Below are 21,343 nucleotides of genomic sequence, written 5' to 3'. Positions count from 1 at the left end.
TTCTCCTGATGAGACGCCAAATGGGCCGGGTGTGTACCGGGGTTGCCTTTGGTTTAGAATGCGGGAGAAGTCGCAGTTAGGGCCAGTTGTGGAACCGGATTAGGGCCAGAGTCAGCTGGGCTGCAAAGCCTTAGCCAGTAAGGCCAAACCAGGCTCGATTCGATTCTGTGCAATCGACGAATATCCCAGTCGATAATAATTGTGCTGGCGGTTTTTTTCAGCAAAAAACGGCGCGCCCGGTTCAACCAGAACGCTCTGTGGCATCAGGCCTCGGGCGACATCCGCCATATTCACCGAAGGATCGGCCTGCATCCAGATGGACGAGCCACCATAGACACCTTGTCCAGCTACAATCAGCCCATGCTCAGCTACAGCTGCTTCCATGACTGTCCGACGTTGATGCAGCTTTTTGGCAGTTCGCCGAATCTGCGCATCGTAGTGACCCAGCGACAAAAAGTAGGCCACCGTGCGCTGAATGTGCCCGGGTGGGTGGCGCAGCACATTGGCACGCAGGGCGCGGGCTTGCCGGATGAAGGGTTCAGACCCGACCAGATAGCCCAGACGTAGCCCCGGGAACAAAGACTTGGAAAAGCTGCCGACGTAAACAACACGGCCATCTCGATCCAGCGATTTTAGCGCGGGCGAGGGCGCGGCCAAGAACGACATCTCAAACTCGTAGTCATCTTCGACGATAACCGCATCGATATCACGGGCTCGATCCAACAGGACGCGACGGCGGTCCATTGGCATGGTGGCAGTTGTCGGACTTTGGTGGCTTGGCGTAGTGAAAATGACGTCAGTGTCATCAGCGATCATTTCCGGCGGTAGCCCGTCGCGGTCCACCGGAATGGCATCTATTTGGCAACGGCTATGAACCAGCTGGTCCCGCAAGGTATAATAGCAGGGGTCTTCAATTGCCGCTTTACGCTCACTGTTCAGCAAAACCTGGGAAACCAACCAAAGAGCGTTCTGCGCGCCCAGAGTTATCAGGATCTCTTCAGGGCGGGCGGTGATTCCCCGTCGGGGTAGCGTGTGACGTGCGATATATTCGATCAGCAGCGGATCATCCTGATCGAAATAATCCGTTGTCAGGGCGGCAAAATCCTTTTGCCCTAAAGCCCGAAGGGCACAAAGGCGCCAGTTGGCGTGATCAAACAGCGAAGGGTCGGCCTGCCCATAGATGAACGGATATTTGTAGTCCCGCCAGTCCTGCGGCTTGCGCGGCGTGTCGCCACCAGTGAACTTGCGCACCATCGTCGCTGACCAGTCCACAGTCTCTTCGGACTTTTCCGGCGGTGTATAGCTAGGCGGCACCGGTGCGTTGTCCGATACATAATATCCTGACCGCCCGCGCGAGTTTAGATAGTCATTGGCCAACAATTCGGTATAGGCCAATGTCACGGTAATTCGGCTGATGCCCAGATGCATCGCCAGTTTACGCGACGACGGCAGCTTTTCCCCGACATGAAATCGGCCGGATAAAATACCCTCCGCAATCATCTGCTGGATCTGCGCCTGCAGAGTTCCGTGGGCCCGAGGGCTAAGAAAAAAGGTGTCAACTGATATCGCCATGCGTCGCATCTTAGGCTGGACTTAATTTGGGTGCAATCTGGACTTAGATGTTGAGGTGAAAAAAACAACATTGCATCGCACTCAATAAAACCATAAAACTAGTTTTATCGAATCAAATTGGAGTATGACCATGCAATGGGAACAAGCCGCCCAAGGATTTGCGGCGATGGGATCCGAGGCGCGATTGCAGGTGTTGCGCTGCCTAATCCGGGCCGGCCACGAAGGTCTGATGGTGAATGAAATCCAGGATCGCACGGGCATCGCACCTTCTACTCTGGCACATCACCTCAAATTTCTGACCGGCGCTGGCGTGGTCGAGCAAGAGAAAATCGGACGCTCGACCATCAGTCGGGCCAGTTTTGAACAACTTGAGGCCTTGGCGCAATTTGTTCTCAGCGAATGCTGCGCGGACGCATCCCACAAGAAGGCAGCCAATGATGTCTGATCTTACCCAAAGCCGGGGCGGCTCGCGTGACGCTCTAAAGTGGTTGAAAACCCCGTGGGCCCTGATTGTGGCTTTACTGGTGGCTGTGGCGCTTTTGGACCCGGCCAACTTTACCTCCGTGGGCGAGTTTGCCCTGCTGGCGCTGCTCAGCACCGGGCGGTACATTTTGTTTGCCGTGCTGCTATTGGCCTATCTTAAGGCCACTGGGGCCGAGGTCATGGTCGCCCGCGCATTCGAGGGCCGCGAAACCCGGATGATATTCATGGCTGCCCTTTTTGGTGGGTTGGCTCCGTTTTGTTCGTGTGAGGTGATTCCCTTCATTGCAGGCCTTCTGGCGCTAGGTGCGCCGTTGTCAGCAGTCATGGCATTTTGGCTGTCCTCACCACTGATTGATCCCCCAACCCTGTTGATCACAGCTGGTGCCTTGGGCTGGCCCTTTGCCATCGGCAAAGCAGTCGTTGCCGTAGCGTTGGGACTATTTGGCGGCTTCATGGTTCGGGCAATGATGCGGGGTGGTCTATTTGCATCTCCCCTGCGTAAGGCCCCGAACACTGGCTGTGACTGTGGTGCTCCAAAGCAAGAGACAAAGCCAATGTGGAAGTTCTGGCAGGAGCAGTCACGCCGCGATCATTTTCGGGCTGAGTTCGTCTCAAATGGGATTTTCCTGCTGAAATGGCTGGCACTGGCCTATGTGCTAGAGGCGCTGTTGGTTCACTATGTCCCGGCAGATTTGATTGCCACCTTGGTTGGCGGCGAAGGTGTGGTGCCAATTGCCATCGCAGCCCTTGTTGGGATGCCCGCCTATCTGAACTCTTATGTCGCGCCGCCGCTACTGGCAGGGCTGATTGATCAGGGGATGAGCAACGGTGCCGCGATGTCGTTCATGGTAGCAGGTGCGGTCAGCTCTATCCCGGCGATGCTGGCGGTCTGGTCACTGGTTAAGCCGCAGGTCTTTGTCACCTATCTGGCCTTGGGGGTAAGTGGGGCAATCGCGTCAGGGATTGTATTCCAGATGGTGTGACCCCCGCCACGGCAGCAAACAAAAAGGGCGGTGCCAACATACGGAACCGCCCTTTTTATGTCTTAGGCCGCAGCCGAGTTATGCTGCGCTGTCTCTTCATCAGGCTCTAACGTTAGGCCAAGGCTTTCGCATAGGGCCAGACGCCGAGCAGCAAAGGCCGTTGCACGGACACGCAGAACGGCCAGATTTTCCTCGGGCGTTTCCAGAACGCGCCCATCTTTTTGCAACCGCTGACCCTGTGGCGCCAAAATCTGCCAAACCAGATCGGCCCAGTCGCCGGGGGTTTTGCGTCCCTCGCTGCGGGCCAGCAGGAATAGCTGCTCAAACCGGTTCAACGCGATGCCACCACCAGTCACAGGTGAGGCAAAGAACTGAAGCGACTCGCTCTCTTCTGAGCGTTTGGCGACGGCTGCATTGAATGCACGACAACGTTCAACGCGTTCTGCTAGACCCTCGGGCGGCAGGCTGGCGGCCAGATAGCCCTCACCGATCAGCAGGGTCAGCATCCGCGAGATTTCGGCCCAGGGCATCGCGCCAAATGCACCTTGCTCTAGCAGCGCACGCACGGTCATCGGACCCTGCTCCAATGCCTTTAGCGCGGGGCCAAACTGTTCTTGCTCGATCACCGTATCCCGGCCGCGCCACGACAATGTAATCGGGCCGGTGCTAGGTTGACGCGTCAGCGCCAGCGGCGTTGCGAACCAGGCTGCGACGGACCCACGCGGAGTATGTTGCAGCTTGCCCTTCATGAATACATCGGTCCGGAACTGCTCGTTCAGCAAGACGTCGCGCAGGCTCTCGCGCTGCACCGGGTCGCTTTCGGCCTGAATTAGAGCCTGTTGTTCAGGGGTGAAAGAGGCATCATCCACATGGTCACGTGGTTCTGCGGACCCCAGAAAGCTCAGCTTGGCCTGCGAAAGGTCGGCGGCAACATCCTCAAAGTGGAACGGTGTCCAGTCCTTGTTGAAATACTCATGTGCCAGATAGTTGGCGGGCTTGGATTTCATCTGCTCCAGCCGTTTGGCCGCTGCCGGGTTGCCCGCAAAATAGCCGGCCCCTGACTCCGATAGCTGCTGCGCATATTCCATCGCCTCTTTGATCCGCTGATCGAGAGGGCCTGCTCCTTGGTCAGCCCGATTTGTCAAAACACGGCGAAGCGGCATGACAGGGGCCCATCCGGGTAGCGTATTGTAGCTGATATAGACCATCCCGCCGGGTTTCAGCCGCTTGGAAATGAAGTCAGTAATGTGCTGTTGGTGCTCTTTTGACACCCAGCTGTAAACACCGTGCAGCGCGATAACGTCGAATTCCTGTGGCAGGCCGGGGGCGTCGCCAAAATCCTCAAACGAGCGTTCGTAGAAGTGGACATTCTCCAGTTCAGCGTCACGTGCCAGATTGGCAGCGCCGACCATATGGGCAGGATTGAAGTCCATAGCGTGGAACTCAACATGTGGGTTCGCAGCAGCAAGCAGATTGGCGGAAAAGCCCTGACCGCAGCCCAGCTCGCAATAGGTCATGCCGGGGCGGTTCAGCCCATGTTCATGCCCCTGTGACAAGGCACAGAACCCTAAATGTGTTGGTGCTAATTCACGAAAAAAGTCATGGGTATAGTCGATGTCGGCCACATAGCCAGAAGTCCAGTCAGTCATGAATCGCCCTTTTTAGTCGCTGCCATATTCGACGCCAAATTGACGAAAATTGTTGAGGAATCGGTTAATGTGGAGCGTAAAAATGGCATGACATCTGATGACGTTTGAATTGCGGTCGCAGAAAAACTGAACCGCTAGCTCGGGCATCTCCGTTTAGCCGGGGGTAGGTTTGAGCAGGAGAGGGGGCTTTGCCCCCGTCGCGGCACGCCGCGACTCCCCCAGGATATTTTTGGCCAGATGAAGGTTGGATCAGTCTGCGACTGCCCGGTTGCGCTGCATCTGAAATTCTAGATGCGCCTTGGTGGTGGGCCATTCCGCTGCGGTGATCGAATAGACTGCGGTGTCGCGGATGGTGCCGTTGGCCATGATCATATGGGACCGTAGGATACCGTCGAGCTTGGCGCCCAGCCGTTCTATGGCGCGTCGGCTTTGGGTATTGATGACATGGGTGCGGAATTCCACGGCGATGGCATCAAGGGTTTCAAACGCGTGACGCAGCAACAGTAGTTTGCATTCGGTGTTCAGCCCCGTGCGCTGTACCGATTTGCGGTACCAGGTCGATCCGATTTCAAGTCGGCGGTTGCTGTGGTTGATGTTCATATAGGTGGTCATGCCCACAGCGCGGCCATTGGTGTCGAGAATGGCAAAAGGCACCATGCTGCCGCTCTCGCACAGGGACAGGCGGCGGGTTATCTCAGCATCAACCGCGTCTGGGGCAGGGATTGCCGTGTACCATAGTTTGGACAGGTCACCATCAGCACTGGCCTTTGCCAGATCGGGTGCATGGGCTGGCGTTAGCGGGGTAAGGCTTACAGAGTTGCCTTGAAGTGTTACCGGGGCTGCCCACATTTTCATGGTCCTTTTCATCAGATGTTGCTCCTCTGATGCAGGATCTGCGGCTTAGGAAAAAGATCCGGTTGTTGCATTTCTGACCAGTCCAATTTTGCAGGCAGGCATCGTGTTTCTTGCATGCAAAAAAGCGCCCCGGTGTATCCGGGGCGCTTATGTTGGGGGCTGTCACCCCTGTTCGTCAATCGCTGGGCTGTTTTTAGCCAAAGACCTTGGTTAGGGCCTTGTCGACGGCATCGGTGATCTGGTCGATGTCTTCTGCGGTGGCAATCAGTGCAGGCGAGAAGCACAGCACGTTGTTGCGGCCGGGAACAGATTTATTCGACATACCGATGATCACGCCTTGTGCGCCACAGTCAGCAGCAACCTGCGCCACTTGCGCTTCGGCTACTGGTTCTTTGGACACACGATCAGCAACCAGCTCAACGCCTAAGAACAGACCTTTGCCGCGCACATCGCCGATAACTTCGTGTTTCTCCATCAGCGCCTGCAGGTTGCCCATCATGCGGTCACCCATCTTGGTGCAGTTTTCCAGCAGGTTCTCTTCTTCGATGATGCGCATGTTTTCCAGCGCCGCAGCTGGGCCAGCCGTACAGCCACCAAAGGTCGAGATGTCACGGAAGAAACCAAGCGGATCGTTTGGATCGTCTTTGAACATGTCAAACACAGCTTCGGTGGTCACACACAGCGCGATCGCCGCATAACCCGAGGCAACGCCTTTGGCCATTGTCACGATATCTGGCTGGATGCCGTACTGCTGATACCCGAACCAAGTGCCGGTACGGCCAACGCCACAGACAACTTCGTCGATGTGCAGCAGGATGTCATATTTCTTGCAGATTTCCTGCACACGATCCCAGTAACCCGGAGGAGGCGTGATTACACCGCCGCCAGCAGTCACAGGCTCAAGGCACAGCGCGCCAATGGTATCAGCGCCTTCGCGCAGGATGACTTCTTCGATCAGGTTAGCGGATGCAATGCCGTACTCTTCGCTGGACAGGTGATCCAGGCCTTGTTCGTGGGCGCGGTATTCCATGCAGTGCGGAACGCGGACAAAACCAGGGGCCAGTGGGCCGTACTGCATCACGCGCTCGTCCTGACCGCCTGCTGACATGGTGGCCAGGGTGCCGCCATGATAGTCACGGTCGCGATACAGGATCTTGTGCTTCTTGCCGCCAAAACGTTTGTGCGCGATCTGGCGCACCATCTTGAACGCCTTCTCGTTCGCCTCGGAACCAGAGTTGGTGTAGTACACGCGGCTCATGCCCGGCATTTTCGAGATCAGCTTTTCCGCATACAGCGAACCGGGGATAGAACCGGCAGTCTGAGCGAAATAGCACAGCTTCATCAACTGTTCGTGCACCGCGTCGGCGATTTGCTCGCGGCCGTAGCCAACGTTGACGGTCCAGACACCGCCGGAAACGGCATCCAGGAACTCTTTGCCGTTCTGATCCCAGACGCGCATGCCTTTGCCTTCAACAATGATCCGCGGGTCATTGGTTTCAAACTGCTTGTGCTGGACCAGGTGATGCCAGACGTGGGCCTTGTCAGCGTCAACGATGTGGCTGATGTCGTTCTCATTGAAGGTACCGTCCATGACAAATCCTTTCCACGATTTGAGTATCTAAATTGCGCTCTGACGGGATATTCGTCTGAGTCGCCTTGGAATCCAGAGACGCTAAAAATAGAACTAGCTCTAGGTCCAGATTTTGACGAGCATTGTATCCAGTGCCAAGTGCGCTCAGGATGCGGACGATTCCCTGATGGAGAGCAGAATAATGAGTCACGTGTTTCCCCGCCATACCAAGGCGCAGTTGCCTACGGCTGTTGCTGGCGATGGCTGCTATTTGATTGATGCAAATGGTAAGCGGTACTTCGATGGATCTGGCGGCGCGGCGGTGTCCTGTCTGGGGCACTCTGACGCAGCGGTCATTCAGGCTGTGCAGGATCAGGTTGGTAAACTGGCCTTTGCCCACACGAGTTTCCTTACGTCAGATCCGGCCGAGGAACTGGCGGATTTGTTGATTGCCAATGCCCCCGGCGACCTGGACCGGGTCTATTTCGTCTCTGGCGGCTCCGAGGCAACCGAGTCGGCTATCAAACTGGCGCGGCAGTACTATCTGGAAAAGGGCGAGACGAAGCGCCGCCATGTGATTGCCCGACGCCAAAGCTATCACGGCAATACACTGGGTGCACTGGCGGCTGGCGGCAACGAATGGCGGCGTGCGCAGTTTGCACCGCTTCTGATCGATATTTCACACATCGCGCCCTGCTATGAATATGCCGAACGCCCCGAAGGTGAGACGCCATATGACTATGGCCAACGTGTCGCCAACGAGTTGGAGGCGGAAATTCTGCGCCTTGGCCCGGAAAGTGTGATGGCCTTTATGGCAGAGCCCGTGGTTGGTGCCACCTCTGGTGCCGTGCCTCCGGTCGAGGGGTATTTTAAACGGGTTCGCGAGATTTGCGACCAGTACGGTGTCCTGTTGATTTTGGACGAAGTGATGTGCGGCATGGGCCGAACTGGCCACCTGTTTGCCTGCGACGTGGATGATGTTGCGCCAGATATCCTCTGTATCGCCAAGGGGTTGGGGGCAGGGTACCAGCCTATCGGTGCGATGCTGTGCTCAAAACAGATCTATCAGGCAATCGAGGCCGGCAGCGGCTTCTTCCAGCATGGTCATACCTACATTGGCCACCCAGTCGCCACAGCCGCCGCATTGGCTGTTGTGCGGTCGATGCTGGATCGCGGATTGGTGCAGCGCAGCGCCGAGATGGGAGAAAAGCTGCAAGCCGCTTTGGTCGAACGGTTTGGCCAGCACCCTAATGTGGGTGATATCCGTGGCCGAGGCCTGTTCCGCGGTATCGAACTGGTCGCGGATCGCAACACGAAGACCCCATTCGATCCTTCGACTGGACTGGCCAAAAAGATCAAAAAAGCCGCGTTTGAGGCTGGCCTGATCTGCTATCCGATGTCCGGCACCCGTGACGGCGTCAACGGCGACCACATCCTGCTGGCTCCACCGTTTATCATCACGGATGAACAGATCACCGAGGTGGTGGACAAGCTGGAAGTCGCGATAAGCGCGTCGTTACCTTAGCCGTTGAGGGTGACTAAGCGCGGGGGAGTATTCCAGTTCCCCTGCGCGAACAGCCTGACCGGCGACCTGCACTTTCAGGTTCTCGCCATCCAAGGATAGCGTCACAAAAACGGTTCCGGGTTTACCCATCTTGTGGCCCTGGTGCCCTTGGTAGCTAAAGCTGCCGGTGAGCTTGATCACACCGTGTTTAACCAGATAGGCACCAGTTGGGCCGTTTGCGTTGCCAGTCACCGGGTCTTCGGCAATGCCAATTGAAGGTGCGAACATCCGGCCATAGGTCTCTAGCGCGCCGCCAGACTTTTCCAGTACCACCGGAAAGAACCCGTTGCAGCCGATCTTGTTGCTCAGCAACGTCAACTTTTCCGCATCTGGTACCAGCTCATCCAAAACTTTACGCGACTGGATGGGTATGATGACCTTGGAGTGCCCGGTTGAGACAATTTGCGCCGGCAGCCCGTCGACAAAATCAGATTGCTCTAGACCCAATGCAGCAGCAAGCAGGTCCAATTCCTCAGCGCTCAGAAGTGGACCATATTCAACGGCCCCTTGGGTCATCGACACCTGTATTTTTGGGCCTTCTGTTGAAACCTCAGCCGGCAGTATGCCGACACCGGTAAGTACCTTAATCGGATACTCGGCATCGCCCGAAATCGAAGCCCTTAGAAAGTGGGTCGCAATAGTCGCGTGTCCACAAATTGGCACTTCTATCTGCGGAGTAAAGTAGCGGACCTGCAAGTCATGATCTGGCCCCTGCGCAGGCAAAACAAACGCAGTTTCCGAAAATCCTGCAAAGGCCGCAATGTCTTGCATCTCAGATGCATTTAGCCCGCTCGCATCAAGAACGACGCCTGCGCGGTTTCCTGTTTCCGGAGTATCAGTAAATGCATCAACAATATGTATCGTTACCATTTTGCCAGAGTATTAGTGGTTCTGGGCAATGTAAATCGAAAGGCCGCCAACGCATGGCTTGCCGCGCAAAGCTGTATGCTGTCACTGCTTCACTTAGGCGGGGGTGGTTTGGTGGAGCCTAGGAGGATCGAACTCCTGACCTCCTCGCTGCCAGCGAGGCGCTCTCCCAGCTGAGCTAAGGCCCCAAACCGAGCCGCGTGATGTTGCCGTCCCGCGGTGTGTGGCTGATTTAAGGGACGATGGCGCACTCCGCAAGAGGAAAATGCGCCATCATCTAAGCTTTTTTTCGAGCCGCTGAAAATCAGCCTTACGGGTCGAAAAGCACGCCCTAATTCGTTGTGAAACGATCAGGAATCGTCGTCGTTGGTAGCAACGTCAGCGATTTCTTCGAGAGGAACAGTATCTTCATCCTCGTCATCGTCCAGAACGTCATCGCCCAGATCGATGTCGGATGTATCATCATCATCCAGTACGACTTCTTCCGAATCGGAGTTTTCCTTGGCCTTCATAGATGCTGCATCTTCGGCATCCGCTGCGATCATCCGGCCCTTGCCAGTTAGCAGTTCAACCGCTTCACCCGTGTAGGGGCTAACGATCGGAGATTTGTTCAGGTCGTAAAAACGCTTGCCAGTCGTTGGGCAGACGCGTTTTACACCCCATTCTTCCTTGGGCATGTGTATCCCCTTGATTAATGCTTGAGTCTATCGACGATTCCGACGACCTGCCATATGAGGTAGGAACTGTCAAAGCCTTTAGTCTTTTAAGGGGCCCCAATGGCCGAACATCACCTGCCTGGAAACCCTCCGGTTCCACTGACTTTGCGCCGCTCCCCTCGGGCGCGCCGTCTTAGCCTGCGTATTTCGGCATTGGACGGGCGGGTAACGTTGACGCTGCCGAAATCACTGCCTGAACGTGAAGCGCTGGACTTTGCCGCCGAGAAAGAAGACTGGATCAGAAGCCATTTGGCCAAACATCCAGAGTCATTGGTCGTGCAATCAGGGACTTATCTGCCAATCGACGGTATTGAGCGCCGCGTCGTTGCGGCCTCCGGCAAGCGGGTTCGGATTCATGAGAATGAGATCGAGGTGCCAGGTGACCGGCCGGGGCGGGTCTTGCAGCGGTTTCTGCGCGAACTGGCGCGGGATCGGCTGGCTGCGGCTTCGGACAATTATGCCACAGCGTTGGGCAGGTCTTATTCCCGCATCACCCTGCGCGATACGCGCTCGCGGTGGGGGTCATGCACCTCGGATGGCGGCTTGATGTATTCTTGGCGGCTGATTCTGGCCCCGCCAGAGGTGCTGCGCTACGTTGCGGCGCATGAGGTGGCCCATCTGGCAGAAATGAACCACTCACCCGCGTTCTGGGCGCAGGTCGAGCATCTGTACGGCGACTATCAAGGCCCTCGGAAATGGTTGAAACAGCAGGGCGGTGGCCTGCATCGGTTTCGGTTCGACGTTTAAATACAGGGCAGGGTGTCTTGGGTCGACGGCGGTTGACGAGGGCTCAATTTGTGATCACATAGGCAAATGATGGTTTCTCCTCGTCCCTCCGAAGTGTCCGGTTCCGCTCATGAGCGGATCTATCGCGCGTTGCGCACCCGCATCATGCACGGCGAGATCGCACCGGGGCAGGCGCTGACCCTGCGCGGAATTGGTCGCGAGTTCGATGTTTCAATGACCCCCGCCCGCGAATCGGTGCGCCGTCTGGTGGCCGAGGGCGCGCTGTTCCTGTCCACATCCGGGCGGGTCTCGACGCCGGAACTTAGCAATGAACGGATCGAAGAACTGGCCGCTCTGCGCGCCCTGCTAGAGGTCGAGCTGGCCAGCCGGGCCTTGCCACGAGCGCATATGGCGCTGATCGACCGGTTGCAGAGCATCAACATGGGTGTGGCCGAGGCAGTGTCAAAACGCGATGCTGTTGGCTATATCCGCTCAAACCTTGAATTCCACCGCACGCTGTATCTGCGCGCTCAAGCTCCGGCGATGCTGGCCATGGCGGAAACCGTCTGGCTGCAGTTAGGCCCCACCATGCGGTCCCTATACGGCCGTTTGCGCCGCACTGAACCTCCCCGTGATCACAAGCTGATCATCGCCGCACTAAAGGCCGGGGATGAGCCAGGCCTGCGGCTGGCCGTGCGATCAGACGTGACCCAAGGGCTGCGGATGCTGACGGGCTGAGATGAATGATCACGTTGGCAACGAGGCGGAACTCTTTGTGCGGCTACACATCCTGATGACGCACTAACGCCCTAACTGAACAATGCCGGAATACTGTCGTGCAGCAGCTTGAACGCTGTGATTGCGAGAAATCCATAGACGATCTTCACGAAAAAACGTTGATCCATGTGCTGATGCAACTTCGCCCCAAGGGCGATACCCAGAAACAGCGCAGGTGCCACCACAAGGCTGACGGATACGCTGTCAGTATTCAGCGTTCCTAAGGCGCCGTAGATACCGAATTTGGTCGCGTTGAGGATAAAGAAAAACAACGTGTTAGTGGCGACAAAGCTGGTTTTCTCTAGATCTTGGGCCAACAGGTATCCCTTAACCGGTGGCCCGCCGGCATGGGCGATAAAGCTGGAGAACCCTGAAATTGAACCCAAAAATGAACCTGCCCAAAACCGATCACCAGACGAAGTGGCAAGGCGCCCCTGTTTGAACAGAAACTGACCAACGAAAAACACCGCCATTACACCCACCGTGAAACGGATCGCATTCGCATCCATCCACTGAAATGTCGCGGTACCAATGACTAAGCCGAGTGCCGCGCCAGTAAGCAGTGGCCTTAGGACGGCAAAACTCCACTTGTTCCAAAACCGCAAGACAATCAGAACATCCATCGCAAGCAGCACAGGCATCAGAACCGCCGCCGCGAACCGGGGCTCTACAAACAGGCTCATCATGGGAACAGACATCACGCCCAGACCACCGCCAAAACCGCTCTTGGAAAGGCCGGTGATAAACACTGCCAAGGCAGTGACGACATAGAACGAAAGGCTAAGATCCATCGTGCGGGCTCCTGTAATGGTCAGCCAGCAATACGAAGAAACATAAAATCGATAAAACGGTTTCTTTTGATCTGTTAAATCTCTAACTCAGATTTATGATTGATCAAAACACTCTCAAGACCTACGTCCAAGTTGCCGAGACATTGAATTTCTCAGTGGCCGCAGCACGACGGAATACGGTGCAATCTGCGGTCAGTGCACAAATCGCCAAACTGGAAACCGAGCTTCAACGCAAATTGATCGAGCGGGGGCGAGGCAAGAAAATGCGCCTAACGTCTGAGGGAGAGGCTTTCCTTGTCTATGCGCGTCGTATTCTGGCCTTGTCGGAAGAGGCGGTGGAGGCTGTACAGGCTGCACATTCGCAGCGAATTGTACGGCTTGGCACTACAGTCACCCTAGCCATGTCTGTTGTGTCCGACGTTTTGTCGGCCTTTGCAGAGCTTGTGCCGGACGTTCAAATTCACATCCAATGTGACCGGAGCGATGCGCTATTGGGCCGGTTGGAAGCTGACGAAATCGACATCGCGTTTATGATCGATCAGGGAAAGCATGCAGGGCAAAGGTTTGTCCACTCGCAACCTTTGGTCTGGGTGTCTGGCCCTGAGTTTGAACCCCGGTTCAGCACCCCTGTGCCTCTCGCTTTCCAAACAGATGGCCGGGACCTGCGGCGCTATGCGTTTGAGGCGCTGGATGCGAGTGGTCAAGCGGGACAGATTGCGCACCTAAGCCCACATCCCATAGGCGTGCGGGCTTTTGTATTGGCTGGACTGGCCCTGACGGTCATGCCTAAGGCTGCGGTCACGCCACCTTTGCAAATAGTCGCCCAGCACTTGGACCTACCGCCGCTCTCATCCATTGCCCTGTCGGCATATGTAACCCCAGGCGAGAAACGCGACGAGATATCAGATCTTATCAACCTACTCCAAAGCAGCGTTAGATGAAGCGTTAGAAACACTTGCGGGATGCCCCTCCGGTACGGAACAGGCACCCCAAAGCGCACATCGAAGAGGTTTTAGAAGCGAGGGCCTAGCACTTTGGCCTTGGAGGATTTTCCACGCAGGCGATCAACGATCGATTTGCCTTGCGGGGGGATGAAATCGCGAATTGAAACAATCCCAATACACTTGTCATCCTCGCACACCGGTAGGTGGCGGAATTTGCCCTTGCTCATGATCATGTAGGCCTCATTTGGCTTGGCATCAGGGGCAAGAAATTGCGGATTGGGTGTCATGACCTGTTTGACAAGGGTCGATGCCGATGGCCGGTACACGATAATGCTGCGCTGAATAACGTCGCGCTCGCTGAGTATCCCAACCAGAACACCGTTATCGTCCACAACTGGCAGGGCGCCAACATTGGCTGAGGTCATGATAATACAGGCGGTCCGCACGGTATCATTGGGGGACGTCGTCTGCACAGGCTTATCGCTGATCATGTCAGCCAGTGTTGAATGCGTCATTGGTGCGCCCCTGTTTTGCTCGAATCTGAACGTCAGGATACCACAAGATAGCGCTGCCGGAACGAAGATGAATTTAGGGTTTTAGGCAAATTGGGAGCAGGGGCCGCATTAGTGACAACGCTGCCGTAGCTTGTGGCAGCCCAATCAAACCGAAAGATCATCATCAGTTAGTGATGGACGGAACGCTTCCTTGGGCAGCAGGTTGAAATGAGTTCCAGTTTTAGTCGCAGCCAGAATCCGATCACAACGAAATGTCCTTGGTCCTTGTCTAAGATCGTCAAACGCAACGACGTACCAAACCGGGTACTTCAGCAATAGGTAATGTGGCGCGATCTGTCGCTCGGATGTTTCACCATCCTCTCGTTGGTATCGTATTTCCAACGTCTCTTGGTCGATAAAGGCCTGGTGTAGAGCCTGTACAACCCGCTTTGGTGGCGCACTGGCACTCGCCTGAACATAAGTGGACGCGGTGACACCGATCAGAATACGGGCCTTCAGGCGGTTCACCTTATTGCGTTTCTCTGGCGAAAAAGAGGCCACCAATTGCCGTCGAACAGACCCAAGGCTGGCCAGAAACATCGGTGAATTCATCTGCTCGGCCACCGCAATACTGATAAGAAGATCGACCGCTTCTGAGTAATCCAGATTTATCCGGCCGACACCCCAGTTCCGGTCAAGCCGTACGCCACCGCCACGCCCACGGTCGGCATCAATCTGCATACCCTGTTCGCGCATCAGTGACAGATCCCGCGCAATCGTCCGGGTGCTGACGCCGTGCTGAAGGGCTAGGTCTTTGACCGTGCAATGACTGTCCTGCTTTAGCTGAACCGCAAGCAGTTCCATCCGTCGCAGCCTGTCATGTGCATTTGTCCGTACCATCAAACAAATAGGACATAAAATGTCACATTTATCAATATGACGAGGGCGAAGCGAGGAACGCCATCTGGTCCTCATCCTTTCAACACAGCCAAAACCGGCAGAAGCCATGCAGCATTTCGTCGGCATGCAGGAGATAAAAATATGAAAATGAACTACTTTGTTGTCGGAGCGAACGACATGGACGCCTCAAAGAAATTCTACGATGCTCTATTTGCGCAGTCGGGACTTCAGAGCATGTCACCTTCGGACAGAATGACATTCTGGATCGGCGATGATTTTGCCTTTGCTACAGCTATCCCCTTCGACACGAATCCCGCCACAGTCGGTAATGGTTCGATGGTCGGCTTTTGTGTTGGAACCAGCGACGATGTCAAACGAATGTATGAATTGGCCATAGAACTGGGCGGCACCTGTGAAGGTGGGCCAAATCAACGCGGCCCCCGTTTTTCCGCCTATGTAAGAGACTTGGACGGCAACAAACTGTGCCTTTCTGACTAGTCAGTTCAGACCGCTAAACTTTCACCCCTTGCTGTCAAAAGGGGCGCCAAGTCGCGGACTTACGTGCTTCGCCATTAACAAGAAAAAGCCCCGAACCATTTGGTCGGGGCTTTCAAAGTCTATAATGTTGTTAATGCCTTAGGCTGCCAGGCCTTTGGAGCCCAGTTTCAGGTACTTTTGCTGGCGATCCTTGATCAGCGCCGGGCCGTCCATTGCCTTTAGCTCGTTCAGCAGCTGTTGGATGGTCTCACCCACGGCTTTGATTGCTGTGTCGGCGTCACGATGCGCTCCGCCTTTGGGCTCATCAATGACGTGATCAACAACACCCAGTTCCTGTAGGGCGTCAGCTGTCAAACGCAGGGCCTGCGCTGCTTCGCGCATTTTCTCGGCGTCTTTCCACAGGATCGACGCACAGCCTTCGGGGGTGATTACCGAATAGACCGAATGCTCTAGCATCGCCACGCGGTTGGCCGAGGCAAAAGCCACAGCGCCGCCCGATCCACCTTCGCCGATCACGATTGACACCAGCGGTACACCAATTTGCAGGCAGGCCTCGGTCGAACGCGCAATCGCTTCGGACTGGCCACGCTCTTCGGCACCTTTGCCGGGATAGGCACCGGGGGTGTCGACCAGCGTGATAACGGGCAGGCCAAACTTGTCGGCCATCTGCATCAGCCGGATAGCCTTGCGATAGCCCTCGGGGCGCGCCATGCCAAAGTTCCGCTCAATGCGGGATTTGGTGTCGCTGCCTTTTTCGTGGCCAATGACCATAACTGGCTGATCGTTGAACCGGGCCAAACCACCCATAACGGCCAGATCGTCAGCAAAGTTGCGATCCCCAGCCAGTGGAGTGAACTCGGTAAACAGCGCGGCGATATAATCTTTACAATGGGGGCGGTCAGGGTGACGCGCCACCTGACATTTGCGCCAGGCTGTCAGGTCTTTGTACAAGTCGTCGAGCATCTGCCCGGCCTTGACGTCCAGCGCCTCAGCTTCGGCCTCGATGTCCATCTCTTCATTCGCCCGCGCCAGTGCGCGCAACTCTTCCGCCTTGCCTTCAATTTCGGCCAGGGGTTTTTCAAAATCCATATACTGGGTCATATAGCCTCACACGCGCGGAATTTCCCGATATATGGCCTTACCTGCGGTCAGATGCAACTCAGCAAGATTTGTAATTCTTGCTTGTGGCACATCACCGGGGACAAAGGAGCAGTAAACGACCATGTCAAACAGCTATGAAGACCGGATCCTGCGGGTACTTAGTCATATTCACGATAACCCTGCCGGGGATTTGTCGCTGGACACCCTCGCTGATGTTGCCGCCATGTCGCGGTTCCATTGGCACCGGGTTTTTCGGGCCATGACGGGTGAAACCTGTGCCCAAGCAGTGCGACGGATTCGTTTGCACCGGGCGTCGATCTGGCTGGTGAATGATGACCGGTCGATTGATCAGATCGCCACTGACATCGGCTATCCCAACACTGCCAGCTTTGCCCGTGCCTTTGCCGAAATGTTCGGTGCGCGCCCGGCAAGTTTCCGTGCGGCGGGTCGCACGCTGCCTCCTGTGTCGACACTCAAATCAGGAGATTTCAGAATGTACCCCGTGACCATCCGCCAGGAACCAGACCGCCGCCTAGCGTCACAACGCCATGTCGGAGCCTATTACAAAATCGGCAAGGTGTTCGAAAACCTTGTCGCCATCTGTACCGCGCGCAATCTGTGGCCCCATGTCGGTGGATTTGTCGGCGTCTATTGTGACAACCCCGAAGAGGTGCCCGAGGACAAACTGAACAGTCGTGCGGGGATGATCTGGCGAGGCGATGAAATTCCAAAAGGGCTGGAAGAGTACATCATCCCCGGCGGCAAAACTGCGGTGATGACCTACAAAGGCCCCTATGCCGGGCTGGCCGAGGCCTATCAAACCTTGTTTGGCGACTGGCTCCCCAACTCGGGAGAAGAGCCCGCGGATATGCCCTGTTACGAGATCTCGCTGAACTCCCCCCGCGATACCGCACCCGAGGATCTGTTAACCGAAATTTTCTTGCCGCTAAAGTGACCTCAAATGACTGACAAACTTGATTTTAAACGCGTTTTTAAAGCTGAATACACTGGCAAGGCGGGGCGTTGGGATGATCTTGTGATCCCATCCATTCCCTATGTGATGATAGACGGGCAGGGTGATCCGGGCGGAGAGGACTTTGGCAAGGCTATCGCCGCTCTTTACCCGGTTGCCTATGGGCTGAAATTTGAGTGCAAAGCGGCTGGGCAGGATTTCACAGTTCCCCCGCTCGAAGCCCTGTGGATGGCTGATGACCCAAGTGTCTTTGTTCGCAATGATCGCAATGCTTGGGTCTGGACCGTAATGATCCGCCTGCCGGACCATGTGGTGCCGGATATGCTGGAACAGGTACGCGAGGTGGCATTGAAAAAGCTGGCCAAGAAAAAAGACGCACCAACCGATGCAGAAACCATGGCGAAAGTCTATCATGGTCGTCTGGACGAAGGTCGCTGTCTGCAAACCCTGCATCTGGGGCCCTACACCGACGAAGCCCCGACGCTGGCGCATTTGCATGATGAGTTGATGCCAGGGCAGGGGCTAACCTTTAATGGGCCGCACCACGAGATTTACCTAAGTGATGCACGTCGTGTCGCGCCTGAAAAGTTAAAGACAATTCTACGCCAACCCGTTGCGCCGGTTTGAAACCAAAAAGGCCCGGCGTGAACGCCGGGCAAGTTTCAGGATGGTTACGAGGTAAGTATCTTAGCTGGGCCAGATTACAGGATAGAGTGAGGCCACCAGCAGCACGGCCATGGTCCAGTTAAACGCGGTCAGGCGACGTGGATTGGTCAGCACTCGTGCCATTTGCTGGCCAAGCACCGTCCACGAACTGACCGAGGGCAGGTTGACCGCACCGAACACCACGCCCACCAGCAGGATTGCCATTAGCGTTTGGTCCGGCGTGTAGGCACTGATCGCGGTTAGTGCCATCGCCCAGGCCTTGGGGTTGACCCACTGAAATGCCGCCGCCTGCAGGAATGTCATTGGCTTGCCGCTGATTTCACCCGCTTCGGCAGGGCCTGCATTGGCGATCTTCCAAGCCAGATACAGCAGGTAAACCACTGACCCGACTTTCAGCACTGTGTAGCTGACCGGATAGGCGTCAAACACCTGCACCAAACCGGCGCCGACCATCAGAACCATGAACACAAACCCCAGTGCCACCCCCAGCATATGCGGAATGGTGCGGCGAAAACCGAAATTGGCACCCGAAGCCATGAGCATCAGATTGTTGGGTCCCGGCGTGATCGATGAGACAAAGGCGAAGAGCGCAAGCGCTAGGAAAAGATCATAAGTCATGCACTAAGGTTTGCGGAAAATGCACCAAATGTAATTGCGTTTTGCAGCGCATGTGGTCTATTTTCGCAACTAATGGCGAAAATGGACCGCATAAACCAACAGATATTGCATGAGCTGTCACGCGACGGCCGTATCAGTAATCTGGAACTGGCCGACCGAGTGGGCCTGTCGCCGTCCGCCTGCCTACGCCGGGTGCAGGAACTGGAGGCCGAAGGTATCATCACCGGTTACCGCGCCGTACTGGACCGCGAGGCGATGGGCGCTGGCTTTGTGACCTACATCGCGGTGGGGCTGGGCGATCACACGAAACACGCGCAACATGCGTTTGAACAGGCGATGGATGCAGCATCGGAGGTGGTGGAGTGCCATAATATCACTGGCACCATCGAATACTTGCTGCGTGTCGAATGCCCGGATCTGCCCAGTTACAAGCGGTTTCATACCGATATTCTGGGGACCTCGCCCTATGTGACGGCGATTACCACCTATGTGGTGATGGGCTCGCCCAAGGATCTGCGGGCCTGAGTGTGGCAACTCTGGGATTTGAGTATTTTTAGCAAAAAGAAGCCCAAGACCCTGCGCAACACTAATGTTTCTTTTTGCCGAAAATACTCATAGTGCATCCTTCCCGCTAGGAGGGGCGTTTCAGATGAAAGCGTTGCGCAGTCGGCGTACGCCCCTGTAACGCGACATTCTCTTTTTCATGGGAAAACGCCGCTGATCGCGATCACCGCCGGGTCTGACACTCCCGGTATCTGGAACAGGGTCCCATCACGACTGGGGCGCGCAGAGACAACGTTTAGCACGCGGGGTTTGCTCCCCGTCCGCTTCCGCTTTGGCGGTACCGCCATTCTTATCTAACTAATCTAACGGTAGCTGATATCAGCATAACCAGATGAAACCGGCAGGGTAGTGATCCCGCCGGGCTCTTTGCGTGGCTATTCGGCAAGCAGATACCGCACCGCAATTTCTGGCGAGGCCAGGATCGGCACATCTGTAACCTCGCGCAGTACCTCCGCCGCCCCCGCCATCGAGGCTTGGGCCAGCACAACGCAACCGAATTGGCTTTGGTCTAGTTCGACCTTAATGTCCTCGGCAAGCGCGCGGGCAAAATCTTCGGACTTTCCAGCCTCAAACAAGGGCCAATGCTGCGCCAATTTTAGGCAGGTCAGTTGCGGATCTCTGTCGCCATAGGCCCGCCGCAATAACGCTTCGGAAGGTCTGGCGGTGCTGTCGAGGCAATAGGCCATCAGCACCGGCGCGCCAATACGCGCAGCCTCTTGCATCATCGGCCAATCGATTCGGGTGGCCCCAGCCTGTTCCGCGACCTCGCCGATGGTGGTGCAGCTGCATAGAACCGGGCCATCTGCGGCTTGTTTTGCAGCGGAAACCTCAGTCGCCAGAGCCTTGCCAATACCGTCTTGCGCCCGCGCCAGCCAGTCCTCGCGCACTGTGTGGTTCAACTCGGCATCGGGGGCCAGAGCATTGAACGTATCGGCATGAACATGGGCCGTATGGAATAGCGTCAGTTTGGTCATGATATGTCCTAAACAAAAAGGGCGCCCCGCAGGACGCCCCAGATTTCCATGAAAGTAAAGGAACGTCAGCTGTTGGCGATCAACTCGGACTGGGCTACGATCACCTCGGCTTGCTTGATGCTGGCGATATCCACCAAACGCCCCTTGTAGACGGTGGCGCCTTCGCCATTGGCCTTGGCGGTTTCCATGGCATCCAGGATTTCGCGCGCCTCGGTCACGGCGGCGTCGGATGGAGTGAACACCTCGTTGGCCAGCGCGATCTGCTTGGGGTGGATGGCCCATTTGCCAACCATGCCCAAGGTTGCCGAGCGTAGAGCCTGGGCGCGGAAGCCTTCGTCGTCGGAAAAGTTACCAAATGGCCCATCAACCGGCAGCACGCCATGGGTGCGGCAGGCGGCGACAATGGCCGCTTGCGCCCAGTGCCATGGGTCGGACCAGTGCTTTTCGCCTTCGCGCAGCATGTAGTAGTTTTCCTGCGTGCCGCCGATGCCGGTGGTCTGCATGCCCATCGAGGCGGCAAAGTCAGCTGCGCCCAGCGACATCGCTTGTAGGCGAGGGGATGAGGCGGCGATGGCCTCGACATGTGCAATACCCGCAGCGGATTCGATGATCACCTCAAAGCTGATCGGCTTGGTCCGGCCCTTGGCGCGCTCAACGGCTGTGACCAGCGCATCCACAGCATAAACATCTTCGGCGCAGCCAACCTTGGGGATCATGATTTGGTCAATCCGGTCGCTGGCCTGTTCCAGCAGGTCCACCACGTCACGGTACCAATAGGGGGTATCAAGCCCGTTGATCCGCACCGACAGGTATTTGGTTCCCCAATCGATGGTGTTTATCGCCTTGATCACATTGGCGCGGGCGGTGTCTTTGTCACTGGGGGCAACCGAATCTTCGAGGTCCAGATTGATCACATCCGCCGCCGAGGCAGCCATCTTGGGGAATAGCTTGGTGTTCGAACCAGGGCCAAACAGCTGACAGCGATTTGGGCGGGCTGGGGCGGTGGGCTGGATGCGAAAGCTCATGTGCGGCTACCTGCGTAAGTAAGGAAATTGCGA

Annotated in this window: 23 protein-coding genes and 1 tRNA gene; 10 read left to right on the top strand and 14 right to left on the bottom strand. The window is 56.2% G+C overall.

Translation table 11 applies throughout. The features are described 5' to 3' along the window. Window positions 1-111: 111 nt before the first annotated feature. Window positions 112-1,572 carry a MocR-like pyridoxine biosynthesis transcription factor PdxR gene (pdxR, locus tag DL239_RS08505; RefSeq protein ID WP_167683587.1) on the bottom strand — a complete coding sequence of 487 codons (1,461 nt, stop codon included), beginning with the start codon at window positions 1,570-1,572 and terminating at the stop codon, window positions 112-114. Between the two features lie 130 nt (window positions 1,573-1,702). Between pdxR and DL239_RS08500 the strand changes: the two genes are divergently transcribed. Both DL239_RS08500 and DL239_RS08495 read left to right on the top strand, forming a co-directional pair. Next, window positions 1,703-2,017, top strand: a complete 315-nt coding sequence (locus DL239_RS08500) for an ArsR/SmtB family transcription factor (protein ID WP_167683586.1) — start codon at window positions 1,703-1,705, stop codon at window positions 2,015-2,017. After that, complete coding sequence (locus DL239_RS08495; RefSeq protein ID WP_167683585.1) at window positions 2,010-3,038, top strand: permease; 1,029 nt, start codon at window positions 2,010-2,012, stop codon at window positions 3,036-3,038. The genes DL239_RS08500 and DL239_RS08495 overlap by 8 nt, the downstream gene beginning before the upstream one ends. Before the next feature lie 62 nt (window positions 3,039-3,100). On the opposite strand, the gene DL239_RS08490 is transcribed toward DL239_RS08495, so the two are convergent. The 3 genes from DL239_RS08490 to DL239_RS08480 all read right to left on the bottom strand — a co-directional run bounded on the left by DL239_RS08490 (window position 3,101) and on the right by DL239_RS08480 (window position 7,133). After that, window positions 3,101-4,687 (bottom strand): methyltransferase regulatory domain-containing protein, encoded by a 1,587-nt coding sequence (locus DL239_RS08490; protein ID WP_167683584.1) that lies wholly within the window; start codon window positions 4,685-4,687, stop codon window positions 3,101-3,103. 249 nt (window positions 4,688-4,936) lie between these two features. Continuing rightward, entirely contained in the window at window positions 4,937-5,536 is a 600-nt protein-coding gene (locus DL239_RS08485; RefSeq protein WP_167683649.1) for a GNAT family N-acetyltransferase, read from the bottom strand. A 199-nt stretch (window positions 5,537-5,735) separates the two neighbouring features. Further along, a complete protein-coding gene (locus DL239_RS08480) occupies window positions 5,736-7,133 on the bottom strand; it encodes an aminotransferase family protein (protein ID WP_167683583.1) in 1,398 nt (465 codons plus the stop codon). Between the two features lie 181 nt (window positions 7,134-7,314). On the opposite strand from DL239_RS08480, the gene DL239_RS08475 reads away from it, so the two are divergent. Further along, window positions 7,315-8,637: an aspartate aminotransferase family protein gene (locus tag DL239_RS08475; protein WP_167683582.1), complete on the top strand. Its 1,323-nt coding sequence runs from the start codon at window positions 7,315-7,317 to the stop codon at window positions 8,635-8,637. On the opposite strand, the gene DL239_RS08470 is transcribed toward DL239_RS08475, so the two are convergent. From DL239_RS08470 to DL239_RS08460, 3 genes are all read right to left on the bottom strand, one after another. Beyond that, the gene (locus DL239_RS08470) at window positions 8,629-9,546 is read right to left on the bottom strand and encodes a PhzF family phenazine biosynthesis isomerase (RefSeq protein ID WP_167683581.1); all 918 of its coding nucleotides are present in this window, start codon (window positions 9,544-9,546) and stop codon (window positions 8,629-8,631) included. The two genes, DL239_RS08475 and DL239_RS08470, sit on opposite strands and share 9 nt — an antisense overlap. A 109-nt stretch (window positions 9,547-9,655) precedes the next feature. Further along, window positions 9,656-9,731, bottom strand: a tRNA-Ala gene (locus tag DL239_RS08465). A 162-nt stretch (window positions 9,732-9,893) separates the two neighbouring features. Continuing rightward, window positions 9,894-10,220, bottom strand: a complete 327-nt coding sequence (locus tag DL239_RS08460; RefSeq protein WP_167683580.1) for a TIGR02300 family protein — start codon at window positions 10,218-10,220, stop codon at window positions 9,894-9,896. Window positions 10,221-10,319: 99 nt separating this feature from the next. Between DL239_RS08460 and DL239_RS08455 the strand changes: the two genes are divergently transcribed. Further along, window positions 10,320-11,006: a M48 family metallopeptidase gene (locus tag DL239_RS08455; RefSeq protein WP_167683579.1), complete on the top strand. Its 687-nt coding sequence runs from the start codon at window positions 10,320-10,322 to the stop codon at window positions 11,004-11,006. Between the two features lie 69 nt (window positions 11,007-11,075). Next, complete coding sequence (locus DL239_RS08450; protein WP_439650858.1) at window positions 11,076-11,723, top strand: GntR family transcriptional regulator; 648 nt, start codon at window positions 11,076-11,078, stop codon at window positions 11,721-11,723. A gap of 71 nt (window positions 11,724-11,794) precedes the next feature. On the opposite strand, the gene DL239_RS08445 is transcribed toward DL239_RS08450, so the two are convergent. Then, on the bottom strand, window positions 11,795-12,553 hold the full coding sequence (locus DL239_RS08445) for a sulfite exporter TauE/SafE family protein (RefSeq protein WP_167683577.1): 759 nt from the start codon (window positions 12,551-12,553) through the stop codon (window positions 11,795-11,797). Window positions 12,554-12,648: 95 nt separating this feature from the next. Here DL239_RS08445 and DL239_RS08440 point away from each other — a divergent pair, with 95 nt between their 5' ends. Beyond that, window positions 12,649-13,494, top strand: a complete 846-nt coding sequence (locus DL239_RS08440; protein ID WP_167683576.1) for a LysR family transcriptional regulator — start codon at window positions 12,649-12,651, stop codon at window positions 13,492-13,494. A gap of 71 nt (window positions 13,495-13,565) precedes the next feature. Here DL239_RS08440 and DL239_RS08435 read toward each other — a convergent pair whose 3' ends face one another. Next, on the bottom strand, window positions 13,566-14,012 hold the full coding sequence (locus DL239_RS08435; RefSeq protein WP_167683575.1) for a CBS domain-containing protein: 447 nt from the start codon (window positions 14,010-14,012) through the stop codon (window positions 13,566-13,568). Window positions 14,013-14,156: 144 nt separating this feature from the next. After that, the gene (locus DL239_RS08430; protein WP_240931810.1) at window positions 14,157-14,891 is read right to left on the bottom strand and encodes a helix-turn-helix transcriptional regulator; all 735 of its coding nucleotides are present in this window, start codon (window positions 14,889-14,891) and stop codon (window positions 14,157-14,159) included. 141 nt (window positions 14,892-15,032) lie between these two features. Between DL239_RS08430 and DL239_RS08425 the strand changes: the two genes are divergently transcribed. Then, on the top strand, window positions 15,033-15,389 hold the full coding sequence (locus tag DL239_RS08425; RefSeq protein ID WP_167683574.1) for a VOC family protein: 357 nt from the start codon (window positions 15,033-15,035) through the stop codon (window positions 15,387-15,389). 138 nt (window positions 15,390-15,527) lie between these two features. On the opposite strand, the gene DL239_RS08420 is transcribed toward DL239_RS08425, so the two are convergent. Next, complete coding sequence (locus tag DL239_RS08420) at window positions 15,528-16,490, bottom strand: acetyl-CoA carboxylase carboxyltransferase subunit alpha (RefSeq protein ID WP_167683573.1); 963 nt, start codon at window positions 16,488-16,490, stop codon at window positions 15,528-15,530. A 121-nt stretch (window positions 16,491-16,611) separates the two neighbouring features. On the opposite strand from DL239_RS08420, the gene DL239_RS08415 reads away from it, so the two are divergent. Then, window positions 16,612-17,445: an AraC family transcriptional regulator gene (locus DL239_RS08415; RefSeq protein ID WP_167683572.1), complete on the top strand. Its 834-nt coding sequence runs from the start codon at window positions 16,612-16,614 to the stop codon at window positions 17,443-17,445. A gap of 6 nt (window positions 17,446-17,451) precedes the next feature. Further along, window positions 17,452-18,090 carry a GyrI-like domain-containing protein gene (locus tag DL239_RS08410; RefSeq protein WP_167683571.1) on the top strand — a complete coding sequence of 213 codons (639 nt, stop codon included), beginning with the start codon at window positions 17,452-17,454 and terminating at the stop codon, window positions 18,088-18,090. Between the two features lie 60 nt (window positions 18,091-18,150). Here DL239_RS08410 and DL239_RS08405 read toward each other — a convergent pair whose 3' ends face one another. After that, window positions 18,151-18,747 (bottom strand): LysE family translocator, encoded by a 597-nt coding sequence (locus tag DL239_RS08405; protein ID WP_167683570.1) that lies wholly within the window; start codon window positions 18,745-18,747, stop codon window positions 18,151-18,153. 72 nt (window positions 18,748-18,819) lie between these two features. On the opposite strand from DL239_RS08405, the gene DL239_RS08400 reads away from it, so the two are divergent. Next, entirely contained in the window at window positions 18,820-19,272 is a 453-nt protein-coding gene (locus DL239_RS08400) for an Lrp/AsnC family transcriptional regulator (protein ID WP_167683569.1), read from the top strand. Window positions 19,273-19,685: 413 nt separating this feature from the next. On the opposite strand, the gene DL239_RS08395 is transcribed toward DL239_RS08400, so the two are convergent. Both DL239_RS08395 and DL239_RS08390 read right to left on the bottom strand, forming a co-directional pair. Next, window positions 19,686-20,285 (bottom strand): hypothetical protein, encoded by a 600-nt coding sequence (locus DL239_RS08395; RefSeq protein WP_167683568.1) that lies wholly within the window; start codon window positions 20,283-20,285, stop codon window positions 19,686-19,688. Between the two features lie 65 nt (window positions 20,286-20,350). Continuing rightward, window positions 20,351-21,310, bottom strand: coding sequence for an L-malyl-CoA/beta-methylmalyl-CoA lyase (locus DL239_RS08390; protein ID WP_167683567.1), 960 nt, complete (start codon window positions 21,308-21,310; stop codon window positions 20,351-20,353). Window positions 21,311-21,343: the final 33 nt, after the last annotated feature.

Origin of the sequence: Parasedimentitalea denitrificans, assembly GCF_011813015.1 — a bacterium.
Classification (GTDB): Bacteria; Pseudomonadota; Alphaproteobacteria; order Rhodobacterales; family Rhodobacteraceae; genus Parasedimentitalea; species Parasedimentitalea denitrificans.
The sequence above is the reverse complement of the archived record's forward strand: the minus strand, read 5'-3'. Positions and strand labels throughout refer to the sequence as shown.